General features: G+C 55.6%; 22 protein-coding genes. 8 read left to right on the top strand and 14 right to left on the bottom strand.

The window, feature by feature from the left end; all coding sequences use genetic code 11:
• Positions 1–116: 116 nt before the first annotated feature.
• A complete protein-coding gene (gene ppiA, locus U869_RS0110855) occupies positions 117–686 on the bottom strand; it encodes a peptidylprolyl isomerase A (protein WP_025122369.1) in 570 nt (189 codons plus the stop codon).
• 284 nt (positions 687–970) lie between these two features.
• Here ppiA and U869_RS0110850 point away from each other — a divergent pair, with 284 nt between their 5' ends.
• Both U869_RS0110850 and tsgA read left to right on the top strand, forming a co-directional pair.
• Complete coding sequence (locus U869_RS0110850) at positions 971–1,951, top strand: LacI family DNA-binding transcriptional regulator (RefSeq protein WP_025122370.1); 981 nt, start codon at positions 971–973, stop codon at positions 1,949–1,951.
• Between the two features lie 231 nt (positions 1,952–2,182).
• Positions 2,183–3,367 carry an MFS transporter TsgA gene (gene tsgA, locus U869_RS0110845; RefSeq protein ID WP_025122371.1) on the top strand — a complete coding sequence of 395 codons (1,185 nt, stop codon included), beginning with the start codon at positions 2,183–2,185 and terminating at the stop codon, positions 3,365–3,367.
• Positions 3,368–3,421: 54 nt separating this feature from the next.
• Here the strand turns inward: tsgA and U869_RS0110840 are convergent, their stop codons facing one another.
• Positions 3,422–4,705 carry a cytosine deaminase gene (locus tag U869_RS0110840; RefSeq protein ID WP_025122372.1) on the bottom strand — a complete coding sequence of 428 codons (1,284 nt, stop codon included), beginning with the start codon at positions 4,703–4,705 and terminating at the stop codon, positions 3,422–3,424.
• 287 nt (positions 4,706–4,992) lie between these two features.
• Between U869_RS0110840 and nirB the strand changes: the two genes are divergently transcribed.
• The 6 genes from nirB to U869_RS0110810 all read left to right on the top strand — a co-directional run bounded on the left by nirB (position 4,993) and on the right by U869_RS0110810 (position 11,914).
• Positions 4,993–7,542, top strand: a complete 2,550-nt coding sequence (gene nirB, locus U869_RS0110835; protein ID WP_025122373.1) for a nitrite reductase large subunit NirB — start codon at positions 4,993–4,995, stop codon at positions 7,540–7,542.
• Positions 7,539–7,865 (top strand): nitrite reductase small subunit NirD, encoded by a 327-nt coding sequence (nirD, locus tag U869_RS0110830; RefSeq protein WP_025122374.1) that lies wholly within the window; start codon positions 7,539–7,541, stop codon positions 7,863–7,865. Before nirB ends, nirD begins: the two co-directional genes overlap by 4 nt.
• 170 nt (positions 7,866–8,035) lie before the next feature.
• Positions 8,036–8,836 (top strand): nitrite transporter NirC, encoded by an 801-nt coding sequence (gene nirC / locus U869_RS0110825; RefSeq protein ID WP_025122375.1) that lies wholly within the window; start codon positions 8,036–8,038, stop codon positions 8,834–8,836.
• A 53-nt stretch (positions 8,837–8,889) separates the two neighbouring features.
• Positions 8,890–10,293, top strand: a complete 1,404-nt coding sequence (gene cysG, locus U869_RS0110820) for a siroheme synthase CysG (RefSeq protein WP_025122376.1) — start codon at positions 8,890–8,892, stop codon at positions 10,291–10,293.
• A gap of 392 nt (positions 10,294–10,685) precedes the next feature.
• Positions 10,686–11,063, top strand: coding sequence for an NlpC/P60 family protein (locus U869_RS0110815; RefSeq protein ID WP_025122377.1), 378 nt, complete (start codon positions 10,686–10,688; stop codon positions 11,061–11,063).
• A 143-nt stretch (positions 11,064–11,206) separates the two neighbouring features.
• Entirely contained in the window at positions 11,207–11,914 is a 708-nt protein-coding gene (locus U869_RS0110810; RefSeq protein WP_025122378.1) for an MgtC/SapB family protein, read from the top strand.
• A gap of 67 nt (positions 11,915–11,981) precedes the next feature.
• On the opposite strand, the gene trpS is transcribed toward U869_RS0110810, so the two are convergent.
• The 12 genes from trpS to pilM all read right to left on the bottom strand — a co-directional run bounded on the left by trpS (position 11,982) and on the right by pilM (position 22,418).
• Entirely contained in the window at positions 11,982–12,986 is a 1,005-nt protein-coding gene (gene trpS / locus U869_RS0110805; protein ID WP_025122379.1) for a tryptophan--tRNA ligase, read from the bottom strand.
• 2 nt (positions 12,987–12,988) lie between these two features.
• Positions 12,989–13,687 (bottom strand): phosphoglycolate phosphatase, encoded by a 699-nt coding sequence (locus U869_RS0110800; protein WP_025122380.1) that lies wholly within the window; start codon positions 13,685–13,687, stop codon positions 12,989–12,991.
• Positions 13,680–14,357 (bottom strand): ribulose-phosphate 3-epimerase, encoded by a 678-nt coding sequence (gene rpe, locus U869_RS0110795; protein ID WP_025122381.1) that lies wholly within the window; start codon positions 14,355–14,357, stop codon positions 13,680–13,682. The genes U869_RS0110800 and rpe overlap by 8 nt, the downstream gene beginning before the upstream one ends.
• A gap of 30 nt (positions 14,358–14,387) precedes the next feature.
• Positions 14,388–15,206 carry an adenine-specific DNA-methyltransferase gene (gene dam / locus U869_RS0110790; protein WP_025122382.1) on the bottom strand — a complete coding sequence of 273 codons (819 nt, stop codon included), beginning with the start codon at positions 15,204–15,206 and terminating at the stop codon, positions 14,388–14,390.
• 84 nt (positions 15,207–15,290) lie between these two features.
• Positions 15,291–16,313 (bottom strand): SPOR domain-containing protein, encoded by a 1,023-nt coding sequence (locus tag U869_RS0110785; protein WP_025122383.1) that lies wholly within the window; start codon positions 16,311–16,313, stop codon positions 15,291–15,293.
• A gap of 289 nt (positions 16,314–16,602) precedes the next feature.
• Entirely contained in the window at positions 16,603–17,700 is a 1,098-nt protein-coding gene (gene aroB / locus U869_RS0110780; RefSeq protein ID WP_025122384.1) for a 3-dehydroquinate synthase, read from the bottom strand.
• Between the two features lie 94 nt (positions 17,701–17,794).
• The gene (gene aroK / locus U869_RS0110775) at positions 17,795–18,316 is read right to left on the bottom strand and encodes a shikimate kinase AroK (RefSeq protein ID WP_005271698.1); all 522 of its coding nucleotides are present in this window, start codon (positions 18,314–18,316) and stop codon (positions 17,795–17,797) included.
• Positions 18,317–18,944: 628 nt separating this feature from the next.
• Entirely contained in the window at positions 18,945–20,192 is a 1,248-nt protein-coding gene (gene hofQ, locus U869_RS0110770; RefSeq protein ID WP_037408889.1) for a DNA uptake porin HofQ, read from the bottom strand.
• Positions 20,189–20,545, bottom strand: a complete 357-nt coding sequence (locus U869_RS0110765; RefSeq protein ID WP_025122386.1) for a DNA utilization family protein — start codon at positions 20,543–20,545, stop codon at positions 20,189–20,191. Before U869_RS0110765 ends, hofQ begins: the two co-directional genes overlap by 4 nt.
• Entirely contained in the window at positions 20,538–21,047 is a 510-nt protein-coding gene (locus U869_RS0110760) for a hypothetical protein (RefSeq protein WP_025122387.1), read from the bottom strand. Before U869_RS0110760 ends, U869_RS0110765 begins: the two co-directional genes overlap by 8 nt.
• A complete protein-coding gene (locus U869_RS0110755; RefSeq protein WP_025122388.1) occupies positions 21,040–21,576 on the bottom strand; it encodes a PilN domain-containing protein in 537 nt (178 codons plus the stop codon). The genes U869_RS0110760 and U869_RS0110755 overlap by 8 nt, the downstream gene beginning before the upstream one ends.
• Entirely contained in the window at positions 21,576–22,418 is an 843-nt protein-coding gene (pilM, locus tag U869_RS0110750; protein ID WP_025122389.1) for a type IV pilus biogenesis protein PilM, read from the bottom strand. Before pilM ends, U869_RS0110755 begins: the two co-directional genes overlap by 1 nt.
• Between the last annotated feature and the right edge of the window lie 110 nt (positions 22,419–22,528).

Raw genomic sequence — 22,528 nt, 5'->3', positions numbered from 1 at the left:
CGGTCTGGTTATAGGCGGGCAATTAAATCACGTGGGGGCGAAAAAAACAGTGATGCAGGCAAAGCTTCGAGAGGGAAAAGCAGACCGGCCCCCAGGCAGGGACCGGCTCGATCGCCTTAAGGCAGCACTTTGGCTGACAGGATCACGATCGGTTTGCTCGGGACATTCTGGTAAGGACCGACGTTGCCGGTAGGTACCTGGGAGATTTTATCTACCACGTCCATTCCTTTGACGATCTTGCCGAATACCGCGTAGCCAAAATCACGTTGGCCGTGATCGAGGAACGCATTGTCCGCCACGTTCAGGAAGAACTGGCTGGTGGCGCTGTCTTTATCGGCGGTACGGGCCATGGAAATGGTGCCACGCAGGTTACGCAGGCCGTTATCGGCTTCGTTCTTGATCGGTGTATTGGTGGTTTTCTGCTGCATGTCCGCAGTGAAACCGCCGCCCTGAACCATGAAACCTGGGATCACACGGTGGAAAACGGTGTTGTTGTAGTAACCGCTGTTCACGTAGTCAATAAAGTTCTTGGTTGAGACCGGTGCCTTCTGACTGTCGAGCGCCAACTCGATATTCCCTGCCGAGGTGGTCAGCATGACGTGGGTTTCACCGGCGGCTAATGCGGCGGGTGCCATGGCTGTCAGGGAACACAGCGCAACAAAGGTCACTAAAGTACGTTTGAACATGAACGGGTCCTTTCTTTGAGATACAAACAACGGAAAGCGCTTTGATTCTAAAGAGCTGTGCCCGGTAGCGCCAGCCATTTACCTATATTTACTCAATTGCCGGACGTTTCTTACTACGCCCGGCTTTTTCCTGCCGTCAGTATGATCCCCGTGCTAATTTTTGCCAAGCCGATCACGCATTATTTGCCACAACTTAACTGATCACCGGGTTCGACTCGCCGGACCCACTTATTCCCTGTAATCTGGGCAAGTTTGGGGATCGGCCCGGAATAAGGAGCAGGAAAATGGTGACACTGGAAGATGTTGCGGCCATAGCGGGCGTATCCCGCGCGACTGTGTCACGCGTGGTCAACGGCGACAATAAGGTCAAAGCGGCCACTCGCGAGAAGGTCAAACAGGCAGTGGCCGAACTGGGCTACACCCCCAACCCGGCGGCCAGGGCATTGGCATCCAGCCAAAGCAACACCTTGGGCCTGGTCACTACCTCGTACCGTGGCGGCTTCTTCGGCGCCCTGATGGATTGCATCCAAACCGAAGCCGAGTCCAACGGTAAACAGCTGCTGGTGACCCAAGGCCGTAACAGCGCGGAGAATGAGCTATTAGCCATCCAGCGCCTGTTCAGCCTGCGTTGCGACGGTTTGATCCTGCACGTGCGCTGCCTCAGCGACGATCGCCTACGCCAGTTGGCCGCCGAACAGCGCCCCTTTGTGCTGCTGGATCGCCTGGTCTCCGGTCTGGAAGATCGCTGCGTCATCTTCGATCACGTCTACGCCAGCCAGCTCGCCACCCAGCGGTTAATCGATGCCGGCCATCGGCGCATTGCCTGTATCAGCGGGCCAACCCAGCGAGCCTCCAGCCAACTGCGATTACAAGGATTCCTCAATGCCATGCAGGCCGCCAACCTGCAACCGGTCGGCTGCCCGGAAGGCGTTTATGACCTGGAAAGTGGTTATCAGTGCGCAGACCAACTGCTGAGCAATGAAGCGCTGCCTACGGCAATTTACTGCTGTAACGAAGAAATGGCGATTGGTGCCTTGCTGGCGATTAATGAACGTCATCTACGCGTACCGCAGGATATCTCCTTGATCTGTTACGACAGCGGCGAGCGGGCGCCTTTTGTCCGCCCTGCACTCACCAGCGTGCATTTCCCCATTACCGAAATGGCGCAATATGCTGCCCGTTTGCTCATCGATCCGCTTACCCCTCCGGAGAGCTTTGTACCGGTCATCGTCCAACGCGATTCGATCGCCACACTTGGTAACTGATCACATAAAATCTAACAACCTCTCACTCCTTGCATCAAAATATAGATGCAAATCACAAAAACTCCCGTTGTCTATGCTAGGATCCGCCTCCTGGTGGCCTGAACAGGATTTTTCCATTTTGTTAACAGGAAAGATCGGCGGCCTTATGCCAACTTTAAACCCTACGGCTATTCAGGTTTCGGCCTGGATCCCACGGGTAAAAACCACAACGACGATAATCAGGCCTTATACATGAATGACAGCAACCGCATCCGGCTAACCTGGATCAGCTTCTTCTCTTATGCGCTGACCGGCGCATTAGTGATCGTCACAGGGATGGTGATGGGGAACATCGCAGAGTATTTCAATCTGCCGGTTTCCAGTATGAGTAATACCTTTACCTTCCTTAACGCGGGTATTTTGATTTCAATTTTCCTCAACGCCTGGCTGATGGAAATCATTCCGCTGAAACGTCAGTTGATCTTTGGCTTTATCCTGATGCTGCTGGCGATCGCCGGGCTGATGGTGGGCAAAAGCCTGACCCTGTTCTCGTTGTGCATGTTTGTGCTCGGCGTGGTCAGCGGTATCACCATGTCGATCGGTACCTTCCTGATCACCCATATGTACGCTGGCCGCCAACGTGGTTCACGCCTGCTGTTTACCGACTCCTTCTTCAGCATGGCCGGGATGATTTTCCCGATCGTCGCAGCAATGCTGCTGGCGCGCAGCATTGGCTGGTACTGGGTTTACGCCTGTATCGGAGTGCTGTACCTGGCTATCTTCGTGCTGACGCTGTGCTCCGAATTCCCGGTATTGGGCAAAAAAGGGGAAGAAAGCAAAGAGCCAGTAGTGAAGGAGAAATGGGGTATCGGCGTACTGTTCCTGGCTATCGCCGCACTGTGCTACATCCTTGGCCAGTTGGGCTTTATCCAATGGGTGCCGGAATACGCCACCAAAACCTTCGGCATGAATATCGATCAGGCGGGCAGCGTAGTCAGTAACTTCTGGACTTCATACATGATCGGCATGTGGGTGTTCAGCTTCGTGCTGCGTTTCTTTGACCTGCAACGCATCGTCACCGTGCTGGCCGCGCTGGCAACCGTCGCCATGTATCTGTTTATCAGCACCAAGAACCCGGCGCTGCTGAGCTACTACATCATGGCTCTGGGCTTCGTTTCCAGCGCGATCTACACCACGCTGATCACACTCGGCTCGCAGCAGACCAAGGTTTCCTCACCGAAGCTGGTCAACTTTATCCTGACCTGCGGCACTATCGGTACCATGCTGACCTTCGTGGTCACCGGCCCGATCGTGGCTAACAGCGGAGTCCATGCCGCGCTGAGTACAGCCAACGGCCTGTATCTGGCGGTATTCGTGATGTGTCTGCTGCTCGGTTTTGTGACCAAGCACCGCAACCACGGTCATACAACGCATTAATTTTCAATCAGTCAGACATCAGGGTTCTGCCAACGCAGAACCCTTTTTTTATGCCTAGCGCCGGAAGTCGACCCGCTCTTCCTGCTCCAGATACAGCGTGGTTTGTGCTGGTTGGGTAGCAGCGATAACCGCACCAGCCCGGATAGAGTAACGCACCGGCGTCTGGCGGCGCACTGCATCAAAACCACTGTCCGCCGGTAGAATGACCAGATCGGCGCTATTGCCTGCGCGTAATCCGTAATCCGTCAGGTTCAGGGTTCGTGCACTGTGGGTGGTGATCAGTTTCAAGCCGTCATCAATCTGGCCATAGCCCATCAGTTGGCAGACATGAAGCCCCATATGCAGTACCTGCAACATATTGGCGGTGCCCAGCGGATACCAAGGGTCGAACACATCGTCATGGCCGAAACAGACGTTAATGTCCGCCTCCAGCATCTCCTTCACCCGGGTGATACCGCGCCGTTTAGGGTAGGTATCGAAGCGCCCTTGCAGGTGAATATTCACCAACGGGTTGGCGACGAAGTTGATACCGGACATTTTCAGCAGGCGGAACAGCCGCGAAGTATAGGCCCCGTTGTAGGAGTGCATCGCGGTGGTGTGGCTAGCGGTGACCTTGGCGCCCATCTCCAGCTTCAGCGCCAATGCGGCCACGGTTTCTACAAAGCGGGACTGCTCATCGTCAATCTCATCGCAGTGAACATCCACCAGCCGGTCATATTTCTGCGCCAAGGCAAAAGCCTTGTGTAACGATTCCACGCCGTATTCGCGGGTGAACTCAAAGTGAGGGATGGCCCCGACCACATCAGCACCGAGCCGTAACGCCTCCTCCAACAAAGCTTCCCCATTGGGATAAGACATAATCCCTTCCTGCGGGAAGGCCACAATCTGTAGCGTGATCCAGGGAGCCACCTCCTGCTTGACCTCCAGCATGGCGCGCAGCGCCGTCAGCGTGGGATCGGATACGTCGACGTGGGTGCGCACATGTTGGACGCCGTTGGCGATTTGCCATTTCAGCGTCTGCCAGGCGCGTTGCTTCACATCTTCATGGGTCAGCAGTGCCTTGCGCTCTGCCCAGCGTTCAATGCCTTCAAACAGCGTGCCAGACTGGTTCCAGGCGGGTTGTCCAGCGGTTTGCGTGGTATCCAGGTGGATATGCGGCTCGATAAACGGCGGCAGCGCCAGCCCACCCTCGGCATCCAACACGTCGCTGCGCCACTCCAGCCCCTCAGGCTGTGGGATAAGATGCGCGATCCGCCCCTGTTCGATGGCCATCTGCCATAGCCCTTCATGCCCGCTCAGGCGCAGGTTATCGATAAACTTGACCGGATTGTTCGCCATTTCTTTACCTCTGCTCGGCTCACCATTTTGTTCATCATACTGGGCAACGCTGGGCAGACAAAGCCACCGCTCGGCTTTCCTCCCTCTCGCTACTCCGCAAGGCGTCATTTTTTCATTAACTGTCTCGATTCAGCTAAAGTTGAGTAAAAACCGCAACTTATCAAATATCGATAAAAATCATAAGCATACCACCTTAGAGGTATATAAGGGCTAGCTTGACCTGTATCAATAAACTGCCTTCCGGGAGGAATAAGGTACAGGCAGGAAATCAGAATTTTGAGGCAATAATGAGCAGAGTCCAACTCGCGGTCATCGGCAATGGTATGGTCGGCCACCGCTTTATCGAAGATCTGCTGGAAAAGGCAGACAAAGATCAGTTTGAGATCACCATCTTTTGCGAAGAGCCGCGCATCGCCTATGACCGCGTGCATCTCTCCTCCTATTTCTCACACCACACTGCCGAAGAGCTTTCGCTGGTCCGCGAAGGCTTCTACGAAAAACAGGGCGTAAAAGTGCTGGTAGGGGAACGCGCCATCACCATTAATCGCGCAGAGAAAGTGATCCACTCCAATACCGGCCGCACGGTGTATTACGACAAGCTGATTATGGCAACCGGCTCCTATCCGTGGATCCCGCCAATCAAAGGCTCAGAAACCCAGGACTGCTTCGTTTACCGCACCATAGAAGACCTCAACGCCATCGAATCCTGCGCCCGCCGCAGTAAACGTGGCGCGGTGGTGGGCGGTGGCCTGCTAGGCCTGGAAGCGGCTGGCGCACTGAAAAGCCTGGGCGTAGAAACCCACGTGATTGAGTTTGCACCGATGCTGATGGCAGAGCAGCTCGATCCGATGGGTGGCGATCAGCTGCGCCGCAAGATCGAACGTATGGGCGTTAAAGTCCACACGGGCAAAAACACCACCGAGATCGTCAACGGGGGCAAAAGCGCACGTAAGACTATGCACTTTGCCGATGGCAGCGAGCTGGAAGTCGATTTCATCGTCTTCTCCACCGGTATCCGCCCGCAGGACAAACTTGCTCACCAATGCGGGCTGGCAACGGCTCCACGCGGTGGTATTGCCATTAACGATAACTGCCAGACCTCCGATCCAGACGTGTACGCCATTGGCGAATGCGCCTCCTGGCAGCAGCGCACCTTCGGCCTAGTGGCCCCGGGCTACAAGATGGCCCAAGTGACTGCCGACCATCTGATGAACCGTGAAAACAGCTTCCAGGGTGCCGATATGAGCGCCAAACTGAAGCTGCTGGGGGTCGATGTTGGCGGCATTGGGGATGCGCATGCGCGTACCGAAGGCGCCCGCAGCTACGTCTATCTGGATGAAAGCAAAGAAGTGTATAAGCGCCTGGTCGTCAGCGCGGACAACAAAACGCTGCTCGGTGCAGTATTGGTCGGTGATACCAGCGACTACGGCAACCTGCTGCAGCTGGCACTGAATAATATCGAGCTGCCGGAAAACCCGGACAGCCTGATCCTGCCAGCCCATGCCGGCAGTAAACCGGCCATCGGCGTAGATTCACTGCCGGAAACCGCTCAGATCTGTTCCTGCTTCGATGTCAGCAAAGGCGATATCATCAAAGCGGTGAATATGGGTTGCCATACCGTGGCAGCGATCAAGTCCGAAACCAAGGCCGGTACCGGCTGCGGCGGCTGTATTCCCCTGATAACCCAAGTGCTGAACGCCGAGCTGAGCAAACAGGGTATCGAAGTTAATCATCACCTGTGCGAGCACTTTGCCTACTCTCGCCAGGAGTTGTACCACCTGATCCGGGTTGAAGGCATCAAAACCTTCGACGAGCTGCTGGCGAAATACGGCAAAGGTTACGGCTGTGAAGTGTGTAAACCCACCGTAGGTTCACTGCTGGCCTCCTGCTGGAACGAGTATGTGCTCAAACCACAGCACACCCCGTTGCAAGACACCAACGACAACTTCCTGGGCAACATCCAGAAAGACGGCACCTATTCGGTGATCCCACGCTCTGCCGGTGGTGAAATCACTCCGGAAGGACTGATCGCCGTTGGCCAGATCGCCAAAGAATATAACCTGTACACCAAGATGACCGGCTCAATGCGTATCGGCATGTTCGGCGCACAGAAAGACGATCTCCCGGCCATCTGGAGCAAGCTGATCGCCGCCGGTTTCGAAACTGGCCACGCTTACGCCAAAGCGCTGCGGATGGCAAAAACCTGCGTCGGCAGCACCTGGTGCCGCTATGGCGTCGGCGACAGCGTTGGCTTCGGCGTACAGCTTGAACACCGTTACAAAGGCATCCGTACCCCGCACAAGATGAAGTTTGGCGTCTCCGGCTGTACCCGTGAATGTGCCGAGGCGCAGGGTAAAGACGTGGGTATTATTGCCACCGAAAACGGCTGGAACCTGTATGTCTGCGGCAACGGCGGGATGAAACCGCGTCATGCCGACCTGCTGGCTGCCGATCTCGACAACGAAACGCTGATGCGTTACCTCGACCGTTTCATGATGTTCTACATCCGCACCGGCGATAAGTTGCAGCGTACTTCAGTCTGGCTGGAAAGCCTGGAAGGCGGCATCGATTATCTGCGCAAGGTGATTATCGACGACAAGCTGGGCATCAACGTGCAGTTGGAAGCCGAAATTGCTCGCCTGCGTGAAGCGGTGATCTGCGAATGGAAAGCCACCGTCGAAAACCCTGCCGCACAGGTACGTTTCGCCCACTTTATTAACAACAGCCAGCGCGATCCTAACGTTCAGGTCGTGAGCGAGCGCGAACAACATCGCCCAGCGCGCCCGGATGAACGCATTCCGGTCACCTTGTTGGCAACCGAGGAGAACAACGCATGAGCCAGTGGATCACCGTTTGCCCCATCGCCGACATCCTGCCAGCTACCGGCGTGTGTGCGCTGATCGGCAACCAGCAGGTGGCAATATTCCGCCCCTATGCCGATGAGCGGCTGTTTGCCATCAGCAATATCGATCCGTTTGCCCAGGCCAGCGTACTTTCTCGCGGCCTGATTGCCGAGCATCAAGGTGAGCTGTGGGTCGCCAGCCCATTAAAGAAACAGCACTTCCGCCTGCGCGATGGCTTCTGTCTGGAAGATGAGAGCCGTTCCGTGGCCAGCTTCGACAGCCGGATAGTCGACGGCCTGGTTCAGGTAGCGGCGTAGGGGCGCTGCATGCCGCGCCCGTGTTAAGTCCAGATGCGAAAGGCACATTGTGGCACGTTCGGTCCCCTCTCCTGGGGGAGAGGGTTAGGGTGAGGGCGTTTCTGTTGGCTTAACTGACCGGCCCCCCTAATGACACGCAAACTTTTTATTTTTAATTTCCAGGGAAATCTATGTTCACCGAGACCATCAACAAATGCGCGGCCAATGCGGCCCGTATCGTCAAACTGGCCAAAGAGAGTCCACTCGGCTTCTGGATCAGTTCCGCCATGGCCGGAGCCTACGTCGGCCTTGGCATCATTCTGATCTTTACCCTCGGCAACCTGGTGGATCCGTCCATCCGTCCGTTGGTCATGGGTGCCACCTTCGGTATCGCACTGACGCTGGTGATCATCGCCGGTTCAGAGCTGTTCACCGGCCACACCATGTTTCTGATGCTGGGCGTCAAGGCCGGTACCATCAAGCAGAGCCAGATGTGGGCCGTACTGCCACAAACCTGGTTGGGTAATCTGCTGGGTTCCGTTCTGGTAGCGCTGATGTATTATTACGGCGGCGGTAGCCTGCTGCCGATAGATACCAGCCTGGTGCATACCGTGGCGCTGGCGAAAACCACCGCACCGGCAGAAGTGCTGTTCTTCAAAGGCGTGCTGTGTAACTGGTTGGTTTGCCTGGCGATCTGGATGGCATTGCGCGTTGAAGGTGCGGCCAAGTTCATCGCTATCTGGTGGTGTTTGCTGGCGTTTATCGCTTCCGGTTACGAACACTCGGTAGCCAACATGACGTTGTTTGCCCTGTCCTGGTTCGGCCATCACAGTGAAGCCTATACCCTGAGCGGTATCGGTCATAACCTGCTGTGGGTCACGCTGGGCAACATGGTTTCTGGTGCCGTCTTTATGGGCCTGGGCTACTGGTATGCCACACCGCGTGCCCAGCGCCCGCAGGTAGAAAAAGCCGCCGCACGCCAGACCGCATAATCAATTTGGGGGTGAATATTCGCCCCCATTAGCCACTTCCCCGAGGATTGCCGATGGATTACTTACCCATTTTCTGCCAACTGCAACACAAAGCCTGCCTGCTGGTGGGGGGCGGGGAAGTCGCCGAACGTAAAGCTCGCCTGCTGCTTGAAGCGGGTGCGCAGCTCACCGTCAACTCAATCCGGTTCAGCGAACAATTCCTGATCTGGGCCGAGCAAGGCCAGGTGACATTGGCCGAAGGTGAGTTTTCAGCAGACCTGTTGGCAGAAAAATGGTTGGTGATTGCCGCTACCGATCGGCTGGAAGTAAACGCACTGGTCTATCAGTGTGCCAACCAACAGCGGGTGTTCTGCAACGTGGTGGACGACCCCAAACGCGCCAGCTTTATCATGCCTTCGATTATCGATCGCTCACCGATTATGGTTGCCGTTTCTTCCGGGGGCAAAGCCCCGGTGCTGGCACGTCTGTTACGAGAAAAACTGGAGGCTATTTTACCGCAGCATCTTGGTCAGTTGGCTCAGTTGGCCGGATCATTACGCCAGCGGGTGAAGCAGCAGTTTGGCAACATCAGTGCTCGTCGCCGCTTCTGGGAAAAACTGTTCGCACACGACAGGCTGGCGCAGACTCTGGCCAACGGCGATAGCCCACAGGCTGAGCAACAAATCGAACAGCTGTTTGCCGATCGACCTGAAGAACAGGGCGAGGTTGTGCTGGTGGGCGCAGGGCCAGGTGATGCAGGCTTACTGACGCTGAAAGGCCTGCAACAGATCCAGCAGGCTGACGTGGTCGTTTACGATCGGTTGGTCTCTGAAGAAATTATGGCTCTGGTACGCCGCGATGCCGAGCGCATATTTGTCGGCAAGCGTGCCGGACACCACTGCGTGCCACAGGAGCAAATCAACCAGATCCTGGTGGAGCAGGCCAGGCGAGGTCTACGCGTTGTCAGGCTGAAAGGCGGCGATCCCTTTATCTTTGGCCGAGGCGGCGAGGAGCTGGAAACGCTCGCCGAGGCGGATATTCCCTTCTCGGTAGTACCAGGGATTACGGCCGCTTCGGGCTGTTCGGCTTACAGCGGCATTCCCCTCACCCACCGCGATCACGCGCAAAGCGTGCGTCTGGTGACGGGGCATGCCAAGGCCGACGGTGGCTTGGATTGGGCGCAGTTGGCCGCCAAGCAGCAGACGTTGGTGTTCTATATGGGGCTAACTCAGGCGGCGGAGATCCAACAGCAGTTAATCGCCCATGGTATGGACGCCTCTGTACCCGTCGCCCTGGTCGAAAACGGCACCTCAACTCGTCAGCGGGTGATCGAAGGCGAACTGGCGCAACTGGGCGACTTAGCCAAACAGGCCGCCAGCCCGAGCCTGATTATCGTTGGCAGCGTCGTCAGCCTGCGCAGCAAGCTGAACTGGTTTGCCAGCCGGGAAGCACCCGCTGATCTCAGCAAGATGGCATGAATCCCCTCTCACTCCAGCCCTCTCCAACTGGGAGAGGGAGCTGGTCAGCGTTGTGAATCTAAACGTCAGTTAAACAATTACCCGTTACTGGCCCTGTGGGTAAAACACAAAAAGGTCATAAAACGTACTGACGTGCAATGATAAACTCGAAAAAAAGACAATTTATTAACATATCGGCATCAATTTAGATCTTGAACCGCTCAGGTGATGTGGTTATTTTTCACCCTCTTTTTGTTCATCATTTAATCACGACTATTGTTATGACATTGAAATTTTTCGCTACCTCTTGCCTATTTACCTTCACAATCCTGCTGGCTAGCCCGGTCTTTGCAGCCCCCTTCACAGGCGGGAACACCGCAGCAACAAAAACGTCTTTGCCGGATGAGAAGGAAATGCGGGACAGGATCCTTTCCGAATTCGCCCAGTGGGAAGGCGTGAAATACAAGCTTGGCGGGGCATCGAAAAAAGGGATCGACTGTTCATCGTTGATGCAGGAAATCTATCATTCTGCCTTTGCAGATACGCTCAATGAGCGCCTGCCGAGAACCACAGCCCGGCAGATCGGCCACGGCGTAGGTACAACGCGTGCCGACCTCCGCCCTGGCGATCTGGTGTTCTTCCGTATAACGCCCGCAGAGCGCCATGTGGGTGTGTACATCGGCGATACACAGTTCGTGCATGCCTCAACCAGCCAGGGCGTGATGATTTCCAGTCTGAATAATGACTACTGGAAGAAACGTTACACCACCGCACGCCGCGTTATTGTGTAACTCACGCCCTTTTCCGTAGGCTCCGTTCGGTTCTGCAATCCGGTAAATCAGCAGAATAAAGGCAAATCCCTTCCTGCCGGGGAGGGATTGCGATAAAACTTGTGATAAGCTGCCGAAATCACCTCGTCAGCGATGGAGTTCACATGCACTTCGTTGAACATTTTGATCCCTCCGCACTAGCCAATACCTTCCTGAGCTATTTTTTTGCTTTTATCTTTGGTGCTCTGATCGGGGCCGAACGACAGTTTCGCCAGCGAACCGCCGGGTTACGGACGAACGTCCTCGTAGCGGTAGGGGCCGCGGGATTCGTTGATCTGGCCGACACTATTGCAGGCCACATAGAAGCCGTCAGGGTGATCTCCTATGTCGTATCCGGCATAGGTTTTCTCGGGGCCGGTGTCATCATGAAAGAGGGCGCGAACGTCAGCGGACTCAATACAGCGGCGACACTCTGGTGCTCAGCTGCCGTGGGTGCCTGCGTCGGGGTGGACCGAATTCCCGAAGCCGCGCTATTAACCGCTTTCATCCTTGCGGGTAACACCCTGCTTCGCCCGTTGGTTAAGCTGATTAACCAAGCAGATACGGATAGCGTTGAGGCGGAATATGTTATTTTTGCCACGGTCCCCCGACAGTTCTCAGGAGAAGTGCGCGATGTATTGCAGGAGTTTCTGGAAGAGCACCGTTATCCGGCGGCAGATATTGAAACCGTGATAAACGACGGCGCTAATGTAGAGATTGAGATAACGCTCATCAGTACGGAAGCGGACGCTCGGGAGCTTGATGCGCTGGTCGACAGGATTAAAAAGCTTGAACATATCAGTCATGCCACGTGGCGGGCTAATACGCAGTAAGCCTCCTTTGGCAGGATAACTCAGCCATAAAGCGACCATCGGCTGGTCGCTTTATGGTTACTGGTCGTTACGGATGCGGTACAAAACCTACGGCTTCATACACTTTAGCCAAGGTTTCCTGCGCACGGACACGGGCTTTCGCCGCGCCATCGCGCATCACCTGCTGTAACAGAGCCTCATCGTTACGGAAACGGTGATAGCGCTCTTGCAGCTCAACCAGCATGCCTGAAACGGCCTCTGCCACGGCACCCTTCAGGTGACCATACATCTGGCCTTCAAACTCGGCTTCCAGCTGGGTAATGCTCTTGCCGGTCACGCCGGAAAGAATATCCAACAGGTTGGAAACCCCCGCTTTATTGGCAATGTCATAACGGATCACCGGTGGATCCTGGGAATCGGTCATCGCGCGTTTGATCTTCTTGGTCACCGCTTTCGGATCTTCCAACAGGCCAATCACGTTGTTACGGTTATCGTCCGACTTGGACATCTTCTTGGTCGGCTCTTGCAGTGACATGACGCGTGCACCGGATTTCGGAATAAACGGCTCCGGCACTTTGAACACGTCACCGTACAGTGCGTTGAAGCGCTGGCCGACGTCACGGCTCAGTTCCAGATGCTGCTTCTGATCTTCACCGACCGGCACCTGATTGGTCTGGTACAGCAAGATGTCCGCCGCCATCAGTACCGGATAGCTGAACAGACCGGCGTTGATGTTTTCCGCATAGCGTGATGACTTGTCTTTGAACTGAGTCATGCGGCTCAGCTCACCGAAGTAGGTGTAGCAGTTCAGCACCCAGCTCAGTTGAGTATGTTCCGGCACGTGAGACTGTACGAAGATGGTACTTTTCTCTGGATCGATACCACAGGCCAGGTACAGCGCCAGCGTATCCAGCGTGGCTTTACGCAGCTGCTGTGCATCCTGACGCACGGTGATGGCGTGCAGATCGACGATGCAGTAGATGCAATCAAACTCGTCCTGCAACTGCACCCACTGGCGCAGCGCCCCCATGTAGTTGCCGATAGTCAGTTCACCGGACGGCTGCGCGCCGCTGAAAACGATGGGCTTACTCATAGTTAAATTTCCCGATCTTCTAAAGATGACAGCCCAAGTGCGGGCAACAAATCGGCGAAGCGCTCCAACACGCGGTCGGGGTAGCTCAGGGCGATCGCTTCACCGTAGTTATATCCGTAGGTCAGACCGACGCTCGGGCAACCTGCCGCCTGCGCCGCCTGAATATCATTGCGCGAATCCCCGACGAACAGCACTTCACTGGCCCGCAGGCCAAGCTTGCCGAACACCAGATACAACGGAGTTGGGTGGGGTTTTTTCTCCACCACGTCGTCACCGCCGATGATCAGCGAGAAAAAGTTGTTAATACCGAGCGCCGCCAGCAAAGGGGCAACAAAGGGGGTCGGCTTGTTGGTGACCAGCGCCAGCGGGTAGCCAAGCTTGGCCAACTGGGCCAGCGTCTCTGTCACCTGTGGGAACAGGCGGCTGCCGCTTGCTACGGTTTGCGCATAGAAATGGTCGAAGCGTTGGCGCATTTGCAGGCACTGCTCCGGCGTGGCTTCGACCTCTGCCCAGCGCAGCGCTCGCTGTACCAGCACATCGGCACCGTTACCAATCCAGGTGCTGACCAAAGCCTCACCAGCCTGCGGTAAACCCATTTCCACCAACGCCAGATCGATCGCTGCCGCCAAACCTGGTGCACTATCTACCAGCGTACCATCGAGATCGAAGGCCAGGCCGCGGATCGCGCTAAAATCAGCCATGACTCACCTTTGCCAGTTCACTGCGCATTTGGCCGATCACCGCGCGGTAATCCGGCTTGCCAAAGATGGCCGAGCCTGCCACAAACATATCCGCGCCCGCTGCGGCGATCTCGGCAATGTTGTCGACCTTTACGCCGCCGTCCACTTCCAGACGGATATCGCGGCCGCTTTCGTCGATCAGTTTACGGACCTGACGCAGCTTGTCTAACGTACCGTGGATAAAGGATTGGCCACCAAAACCGGGGTTGACCGACATCAGCAGGATCACGTCGATCTTGTCCATCACGTAATCGAGATAGCTCAACGGGGTGGCTGGGTTAAACACCAGGCCAGCCTTGCAGCCGTTCTCTTTGATCAGTTGGATGGTACGGTCAACGTGCTCGGAGGCTTCAGGATGGAAAGAGATATAGGTTGCCCCAGCCTTGGCAAAGTCCGGCACGATACGATCGACCGGTTTTACCATCAGATGGACGTCAATCGGTGCGGTAATGCCGTAATTGCGTAAGGCCTCGCACACCATCGGCCCAATCGTCAGATTAGGCACGTAGTGGTTATCCATCACGTCAAAATGCACCACGTCGGCACCATCGGCCAACACCTTGGCAGTATCTTCACCCAGGCGGGCAAAATCTGCAGACAGAATGGACGGGGCAATCAAAAACTTTTTCATCCGCTTCTCCAAACGTAGGGTTCGAGTTATTCAGCTTATTTTGTACAGCGCCAGCAGTTCGTTCACTTTACTACGGCCTAAAATATTGCGGCTGATGGTGCGACGAGCCTTCACCACATGCAGCGAAGCATGCTGGTACCAGTCACGCGTCAGCTCGGTGTCATGGTTGGAAATCAACACCGGCACCTGGTTTTCGACCGACAACTGATGCGCAATACGCGCCAGCCCTTGTTGATCGGCCAGGCTAAAGCTGTTGGTGTGATAAGCGGTAAAATTCGCCGTGGCTGACAGAGGGGCATAAGGCGGATCGCAATAGACCACGGCCCCCTGGGTCGCCTTCACCATGGTATCGTGATAGTGCTCGCAGACAAAAGTGGCATTGCGCGATTTTTCAGCAAACCAATACAGCTCTTCTTCCGGGAAGTAGGGTTTCTTGTAACGCCCAAACGGCACATTGAACTCACCACTCAGGTTATAGCGGCACAGGCCGTTATAACAGTGACGGTTCAGATACAGGAACAGCAGCGCACGCCGATACTCATCGGTAGTGGTGTTGAACTCTTCACGCAGCAGGTAGTACTGGTCTGAGTTATTGAACTCATCGGTGAAAAGCATGCGAGCGTCGCGCACGAAATCATCCGTGCGCAGCTTAACGATGTTATACAGGCTGATAAGGTCGCTGTTGATATCCGCGAGAATATAAGCCTCATACTCTGTGTTCAGGAAGACTGAACCCGCGCCCACGAAAGGCTCGATTAAGCAGTCACCCTCTGGTAAATGACGACGGATCTCGTCTATCAGCGGGTATTTTCCACCAGCCCATTTTAAAAAAGCGCGGTTTTTCTTCATGCCGTCAGTTAGCTACTTATTACAATTCAGAGCGGCGGATATGTACTCTGCTTCAGACAGCACATCAGCGCACAAAATTAATGATTATTTTTTCAGGTCTTGCTGCACTTGCTGTACAGGACGGACCCATGGTTTTTTCGCTTGAACTTCCGCCGGAAGCGTGGCGATGGCACGTTTGGCTTCCGCCGAAGAAGCGTAATTGCCGCTCACTAACACAAACCAGGGTTTACCATCACGCTTGGTCTCGTACACCATGTAGTGTGGCAAATTCTGTTGTTTGGCAAAGGCATTCAACGTATCGGAACGTGACGCACTGCTCAGTTGCAGCGTGTAATGGCTACCTGGTGCGGTTTTCAGTGAGCCTGCGCTGCCGGTTACCGCGCCACTCTTGCCGCTGGCTGGTGGGGTGTAAACCGTGGTGGAAGTCGTAGAGTGTTTGGCCGATGTTGCCGGTTTAGTCGTAGCTGCTGGCTTGGTGGCAGCGGTTTTAGCTGGCGTATTATGCGATGGCGTCGCAGCGGTGGCGTTGTTGCCATGCGCTGCCTGACGCGCTGCTTCACGCGCGGCAGCACCGTTCATCACGGTTGCCGGAGCGGTGGGCAAAGAGGAAACCGGGGCATTGATGCTCTGCGCAGCGGCTGCATCAACCTGGCCTTGCTGTGATGACAAGGCATCGGCCATGTTGCCTGGCAGATCCACACGCTCACCCGCACCGCCCTGTGGGGCTACAGGCTGCGCTTCAGTCGGCGTACTGGAGATAGGTGGAACGTTAACAGTCTGAGGCTGAGAGGTGCTCACGCCGTTGTTATCGTTGGTATCGGTAGTCCCACCCGCAACGCCGTTGTTGCTGGTAGTCAGCGACGATGAGCCAGACAGGTTGATGTCGCGGGTTGCCCCTTGCTGCGCAGCCTCGTGCTTGGTTGGGGCCTTCAGCGCCGAACCGATACCGATGATCAGCAACAACAGCACCAAAATACCAATGCCAATCATCATATGCTGACGTGAAACGGCGAAACGCGGCCCAGTTGCGGCTGGCCGACGTGAACGCGCAGGACGGCGATCGCTGGTGTCAGGCCTGAGATCGTCTTCTGGTTTAAACTCATCCATCTGAAACCCTCCAACTAGAGGCAAAATCTCGCCATCCAGGACCCGGCATGGTTCGAGACTATTAACCCGATGATGGCAAAGCGACATCTGTCTCGCTCTGCGCACTATTAATATAGAGTCTAACAGCAGCCAAGCCACTGTAGTAGCCCGCAAGCTCAAGCACTGCCGACCTGCGTCAAATTACGCCGTCCATGGAATTACCCGGCGGGCAAGGTACAGCCCTGATAGCAACAGAGTAACGGCTGCATATCGACCAGGCGAAGCGTTAACGCTATTGAGTGTAACCGAGTTACGCGCGCTGTGTTGGCAAACAATCGGCGATCGATGCCAGCACCAGCTCATGGTCGATACCGCCACGAACTTCTGCTTCACCGATGCTCTTCGGCAATACCAAACGCAACGCCCCTGCCAACACTTTTTTATCACGCAGCATGTGTGGCAGATAGGCTTCAGGCGTCATCTCCTGCGGCCCGCAAATCGGCAACCCGGCGCGCAATAGCAGCGTCTTGATCCGTTCGATATCGTCAACCGAGAACTGGCCCAGACGACGCGCCGTTTCAGCCGCCATCACCATGCCAGCCGCCACGGCTTCACCGTGCAGCCAGACACCGTAGCCCATTTCGGCTTCGATGGCGTGGCCGTAGGTATGGCCCAGATTGAGCAACGCCCGCAGACCGTTTTCACGTTCATCGGCAGCCACCACCTCGGCCTTCAATTCGCAACAGCGGCGGATGCAGTACGCTAACGCGTCCATATCCAGCGCAACCAGCGCGTCAATATTATTTTCCAGCCAGACGAAGAAATCACCATCGAGAATGATCCCGTACTTGATCACTTCTGCCAGACCAGAGGAGAGTTCACGCGCCGGTAAAGTACGCAGACAGTCCAGATCTACCACCACCGAAGCCGGTTGGTAGAAGGCACCGATCATGTTTTTACCGAGCGGATGATTGACGGCGGTTTTGCCGCCAACGGAGGAGTCCACCTGCGAGAGCAGCGTGGTAGGAACCTGGATAAAACGCACACCGCGTTGATAGCACGCCGCGGCAAAGCCGGTCAGATCGCCAACCACGCCACCGCCGAGGGCGATGAGCGTGGTGTCGCGACCGTGTGGCTTTTCCAGCAGCGCCGAGAACACCTGCTCGAGTACGGCCAGAGATTTATACTGTTCGCCATCAGGAAGTATCACCTGATCCACCACTACGCCGCCCTGCTCCAGCACCGTTCGGATACGCTCCAGATACAACGGTGCCAAAGTCTGGTTGGTGACCAGCATCACCTGTTCACCCGCCTTGAGCGGCATAAAAGAAGCCGGATCGTCAAACAATCCGGCGGCTATGGTAATCGGGTAGCTACGCTCCCCAAGCGTTACGGTAATTCTCTCCATGTCGCGCTCAGTTCTCGGTGTGGTTTATCCCCGCCAACGCGGGGAACACAATCAGAATTTCCGCATTTGCCCGTGGCCAACACGGAAACCGCTATCAGTTACTTTCCAGCATGTTGATAATCTGGTTGGCAACCACTTTAGCGCTTTGATCGTCGGTGCGGATAGTGACATCTGCAATTTCTTCGTACAACGGATTGCGCTCTCGAGCCAGCGCTTCCAGCACCTCACGCGGAGGAGAGTCTACCTGTAGCAGCGGACGCTTTTTGTCGCGCTGAGTACGGGCCAACTGCTTCTCGATAGTGGTTTCCAAATAGACCACGACACCACGCGCCGACAGGCGGTTACGCGTTTCACGCGACTTAACCGAGCCCCCGCCGGTAGCCAGCACAATCCCTTGCTTTTCCGTCAGTTCATTAATGACTTTTTCTTCACGATCGCGGAAACCTTCTTCCCCTTCCACGTCGAATACCCAGCCCACGTCAGCTCCGGTACGTCGCTCAATTTCTTGATCGGAGTCGAAAAACTCCATATTGAGTTGCTGAGCTAACTGACGGCCAATAGTGCTTTTGCCGGCACCCATAGGCCCAACCAGAAAGATATTGCGTTTCTCTGCCATGTTTTTCGGTATTACTAAGACAATTCGTTAATGATAACCCGCCCCGCCAATCAAATTAGCGGCGGGACCTAAACTGAAACCTCATGAGCGATAGTGCGAGATCAGACGAAAAATTATCTCAACACTCTTGGTAGTTTGGCAACCGAATAAATCACTATCCACGCCGCAGGAGGGAAACCATACGTTTTTAACGGCGTCTTATACCCTGTGGATCCCAGGTTTCAGCCTGGAAGACGACGGGTATCGCATTAACAAAAAAACCTCGGTGCTCAATTCGGTAACCCTTGTAAGCTAAATCTGCCGCAGCGTCAAACTCAGATGCCTGTAAGGCGCGAAAAAAAGTGCATTTAGTTGCCAACTTTTAAGCGTTTTCAACGGCTAGGATTTTGCACTCATACCTCATGAACAGAGCATCAGCGCGAGATCTCCGCGTGGAGTTTATCTGAAAACATGGCGGGATGTCGTGATCTGACAGATTAACTGCAACTTTTGTCAGTTTGCTTCATTTGATGTCGATGCCGTCAGCACGCTAAAAACCTTGAGTCAGGAAAAAAGTTTGTCTGCTGTTCAATCTTTGCACGGGCGCAGTATGGTGAGATCGACGCGGGCTTGTCAGCAGCCTCATGATTTACACCTTGATCAGCGTCGGAGTGATGAAAATCACCAGTTCACGCCGCTTATGCTGTTTGCTGCTGCGTTTGAACAATGTACCTAGCAAGGGGACATCGCCCACGCCCGGGACTTTATCGGCCGCCTGGGTGCTCTGGCGCTGGAAAATGCCCCCCAGGACGATGGTTTCCCCATTCTTCACCGTCACTTGCGTTTTAATTTCCTGCTTGTCGATCGCCAACGCCTCTCCTTCCCCCTGTTTGATCGAACGCCCCGGCATATTCTGGCTGATCTGCAACGTCAGGGTGATACGTCCGTTAGGCAAAATCTTTGGCGTCACTTCCATGCCCAGCACCGCGTCCTTGAACTCGATCGAGGTGGCTCCGCTGGAACCACTCGACACTTCGTAGGGGATTTCCGTGCCCTGTTTGATGCTGGCGGTTTGCAGATGTGCGGTCAGCAGGCGCGGGCTGGCGATAATCTCTACCTGATTTTCCTGTTCCAACGCCGACAGCTCCAGACCCAGAATACGCCCGCTGATACGTGCCAGGTGAAAACCGGCCGTTATGGCACTATTTTCCACCGGCAGGCCAACGCTGAAATTGTCTATCCGCAGCGTTTTGGCTGGCCGCTCTTCTGCCGCCAGCCCCCAACGTACGCCAAGCTCCCGCAGGTTCTCGCTGCTGATAGTGACAATATGAGCAGCCAATTGGACCTGTTCCAATGGGGTATCCATCTCGGCTACCCAGGTTTTCAACTGAGCCAGCGCCTGTTGGGTGTCACGCAGCAGCAGCGCATTGGTGCGTTTATCCACCACCACGCTGCCACGCTCGGTCAATATTTTGCCGCGTTGGCTCTCCAGGCTCTGCGCGATCTCACTGGCCTCCGCGTTTTGCAGCGTGATCGTCAGATTGTGCAACGGCTCCCGCTGCGCCAGCGCCCGTTGCTGACGTAATAACTCCTGTTCCTCCGGCTGCGGGAAAACCATCATCACATTGCCCTCCAGCGTCATCGTCAGTTTGCCCATGCGTAACACTATCGCCAACGCCTGCTGCCAAGGAACATTGTCCAACCGCAGCGTCAGGTTGGTATCGACGCCCTCGGCTGCAACCAGGTTCAAGTCTTGATATTCCGCCAGCGCTTGTAAAATCAGGCTGACCGGGGCGTCATGGAACGCTAGCGATACCGGTTTTTCCTGCTGCACGCTCGCCATCACCGTCAAGGGGAGAGCCAACCACCACACCAACAGCCACTGATATCCCTTCATTGCCTTTCCTTAGGTTTGTTACCCAACGTCAACACCACATTGCCCGTATGTGGCCGACATGCCTCTGCCATCTCCTGCGCAGCGAGTTCAAGCTGGCGGGGCAGGATCTGCATCACTTGCCAATCCCCATCCAGTACCCGTTGCCGGGGCAATAACCCCAGCCACTGCCCCTGCGGAGTCACCACCCAGCCATAACGCAAGTCTGGCGTGCCGATAACCCCTTTCAACTGCCAACCCACCGGTGAAACGCCAGGATCGGCGCAAATCGCCGTTGAGGGGGGTTGGAACGGATCGCGATACTGCCCGGCCCACAGCGGAGCCGAAAACAGCAGCCAAAACCACGCCTTATTCATCCACCGCCTCGGCAGAACTCATCAGCGTCAATTGGGTAATCAGCCCCTCGGGCTGCCTCTCGATTTTCATTTGCCCGATCCTTTGTGTGGCTGGCAGTTCCTCCAGCAAGCGCAACAAACCACCGAAATCCAGCTGTAAGCCGATCGTTTGCTGGGCCGGCTTTTCCTGCTGTTGCAAACGCAGTAGCCGCCCCCCAAGCTGATAGAGATGGCTGCCAAAATCCCTTGTTTCAGCAGGTACGCTCAATGCGCGCTGCCCCAAACGCTGTTCAAGATCGGCCAACGGCGGTAACCGGCTTAGCTGCTGTTGGCGCTCTGCAATCTGGCGTTCCTGCTGCTGACGTTGCCCATCCAGCTTTTCCCACTGTTGCCATTCCCCAGCGATCAACCCGCTGCTGGCCAACAGCCCAATCCCGATTAAAACCAGCCATTGCACCGCCAGCAGTTGCCAACCAGGCCGAGCGAGCCAGGGGATCAGCCAGTCCGCCAGGGGTTTATCCATCCTGCCCCCAACGTGCCGTGAGTGTGAACGCCAGCCCACCCTCCTTGCGCTGCGTGACTTCAACCAGGTGGCAGCCCTGCAACAAAGGCAGCACAGCCAACCGCCGTTCAAAGGTGACGATCGCCGCATACGGCCCACCTTGCCCCCGCAACGAGATCCCCTTGGCATTCTCTTCAAAACTCGTCAGCCATAGCGTGTCAGGCAGCGTTAGCGAAAGTTGTTGCAATAGCGACAGATAACGCCGGTTTTGCGCGCGATTGTGCTGGTAACGGGCGTCTTCTGTATCCAAACGGGCCACTTCAGCCATCATTTTCTGTGTCTGCTGAATGCGCTCTGTCAGCTCGGTGTGTTGCTGCGTCAGGCCCAGTAGCAGCGAATGCTGTCTGGCCTGTTGGTAACGTAGCCAACAGTAAGTTGCCGCCAGCAAAGCCAGTACCAGCAGCAATTGAGCAGCAAAGCAGCGTAGCCAGAAGGTGTAGCGTTGCCGCTGGAGTCTGAGGCGCCAGGGTAGCAAATTGACCTGATACATCAGGCATCCTCGCGGCGCAGCGCCAACCCGCCAGCCAATACAAACGCCATCGGCTGGGCGGGCAACGGCGGATATAAGCGGCTGAAAGCCGTGAACGGTGACCAGGGCATGGTGCCTTCCGGTGCGGTTTCATCCAATACGCTGCTGTAATACACCTCTTTAGACCCCAAGGCAGGGCAGGCTGAGCGCATGGCCGCCAACGCCTGCTCGACGCTGGCAACCTCCCCCGCCGGTAAAACTCCATAGGTAAAGGGCATGGCTCGCGGTGCTACCCATAGCCATTCCGACTCCAGGCGATGCAGTAACCCGGCATCGGCTGCCAAGCCAGCAAACGCGGCCATCATACTGAGCGCATTAGGCGCGATATCGATCACCAGGGGGTGAAGATCCGCCCGTTGCAGGCAATGCAGCCATTGTTGCAATTCCTGTTGGCGAGCTGCGGTGAGCAACAATTGGTGGGTATTGGGTTGCGCCTGGCGGTAATCCATCGCTAGCGTCAAGCTATCTAGCGGGAACTGTTTCAGGCCCTGCGTGGTGATGTAGTCATGACGAACCGGCTCCTGCAAGCGGAGATCCGGCAAAGGTAGCGTCTGTTGTAAAACCCGCTGCGCGGGTAAGGCAATGCGTAAGGAAATATGTCTTGGTAACCGGCTACGCCACTGCTTTAACACCGCCACCAAAGTTTCAGAACTTTCCAGATACCCTTCCCGCAAGGCCGAATCTGGCAAAGCCTGCTGCCACCAGTGGCGCAATTGCCAACCGTTGCGACGGCGTTGTGCTGCCAATGCCTGGACACAGTGATCCTGGATATCCAACCCCACCTGCCACGTTTGAGAAAACATATTTCACCCCGCCTCTGACCCCTCAGATAACAAAAGAACATATCCATGTTGCAGGCTTGCCTTTATACTACCGCGCGGTTGTTTATAAACTGCCCAATTGACATGAAATG

Origin of the sequence: Serratia sp. H1w, assembly GCF_000633355.1 — a bacterium.
Classification (GTDB): Bacteria; Pseudomonadota; Gammaproteobacteria; order Enterobacterales; family Enterobacteriaceae; genus Chania.
Note: the sequence above shows the minus strand (reverse complement) of the source record. Positions and strands in the feature narration are given on the sequence as shown.

What these genes read in the sequence shown, in the direction of transcription:
- U869_RS0110815 (WP_025122377.1), top strand. Translation starts at nt 10,686, where the DNA reads ATGCGGGACAGGATCCTTTCCGAATTCGCCCAGTGGGAAGGCGTGAAA.
- ppiA (WP_025122369.1), bottom strand. Translation starts at nt 686, where the DNA reads ATGTTCAAACGTACTTTAGTGACCTTTGTTGCGCTGTGTTCCCTGACA.
- U869_RS0110765 (WP_025122386.1), bottom strand. Translation starts at nt 20,545, where the DNA reads ATGAATAAGGCGTGGTTTTGGCTGCTGTTTTCGGCTCCGCTGTGGGCC.
- cysG (WP_025122376.1), top strand. Translation starts at nt 8,890, where the DNA reads ATGGATTACTTACCCATTTTCTGCCAACTGCAACACAAAGCCTGCCTG.
- U869_RS0110850 (WP_025122370.1), top strand. Translation starts at nt 971, where the DNA reads ATGGTGACACTGGAAGATGTTGCGGCCATAGCGGGCGTATCCCGCGCG.
- U869_RS0110760 (WP_025122387.1), bottom strand. Translation starts at nt 21,047, where the DNA reads ATGGATAAACCCCTGGCGGACTGGCTGATCCCCTGGCTCGCTCGGCCT.
- U869_RS0110800 (WP_025122380.1), bottom strand. Translation starts at nt 13,687, where the DNA reads ATGGCTGATTTTAGCGCGATCCGCGGCCTGGCCTTCGATCTCGATGGT.
- U869_RS0110810 (WP_025122378.1), top strand. Translation starts at nt 11,207, where the DNA reads ATGCACTTCGTTGAACATTTTGATCCCTCCGCACTAGCCAATACCTTC.
- rpe (WP_025122381.1), bottom strand. Translation starts at nt 14,357, where the DNA reads ATGAAAAAGTTTTTGATTGCCCCGTCCATTCTGTCTGCAGATTTTGCC.
- pilM (WP_025122389.1), bottom strand. Translation starts at nt 22,418, where the DNA reads ATGTTTTCTCAAACGTGGCAGGTGGGGTTGGATATCCAGGATCACTGT.
- U869_RS0110840 (WP_025122372.1), bottom strand. Translation starts at nt 4,705, where the DNA reads ATGGCGAACAATCCGGTCAAGTTTATCGATAACCTGCGCCTGAGCGGG.
- U869_RS0110755 (WP_025122388.1), bottom strand. Translation starts at nt 21,576, where the DNA reads ATGTATCAGGTCAATTTGCTACCCTGGCGCCTCAGACTCCAGCGGCAA.
- aroK (WP_005271698.1), bottom strand. Translation starts at nt 18,316, where the DNA reads ATGGCAGAGAAACGCAATATCTTTCTGGTTGGGCCTATGGGTGCCGGC.
- nirB (WP_025122373.1), top strand. Translation starts at nt 4,993, where the DNA reads ATGAGCAGAGTCCAACTCGCGGTCATCGGCAATGGTATGGTCGGCCAC.
- nirC (WP_025122375.1), top strand. Translation starts at nt 8,036, where the DNA reads ATGTTCACCGAGACCATCAACAAATGCGCGGCCAATGCGGCCCGTATC.
- aroB (WP_025122384.1), bottom strand. Translation starts at nt 17,700, where the DNA reads ATGGAGAGAATTACCGTAACGCTTGGGGAGCGTAGCTACCCGATTACC.
- trpS (WP_025122379.1), bottom strand. Translation starts at nt 12,986, where the DNA reads ATGAGTAAGCCCATCGTTTTCAGCGGCGCGCAGCCGTCCGGTGAACTG.
- dam (WP_025122382.1), bottom strand. Translation starts at nt 15,206, where the DNA reads ATGAAGAAAAACCGCGCTTTTTTAAAATGGGCTGGTGGAAAATACCCG.
- U869_RS0110785 (WP_025122383.1), bottom strand. Translation starts at nt 16,313, where the DNA reads ATGGATGAGTTTAAACCAGAAGACGATCTCAGGCCTGACACCAGCGAT.
- nirD (WP_025122374.1), top strand. Translation starts at nt 7,539, where the DNA reads ATGAGCCAGTGGATCACCGTTTGCCCCATCGCCGACATCCTGCCAGCT.
- tsgA (WP_025122371.1), top strand. Translation starts at nt 2,183, where the DNA reads ATGAATGACAGCAACCGCATCCGGCTAACCTGGATCAGCTTCTTCTCT.
- hofQ (WP_037408889.1), bottom strand. Translation starts at nt 20,192, where the DNA reads ATGAAGGGATATCAGTGGCTGTTGGTGTGGTGGTTGGCTCTCCCCTTG.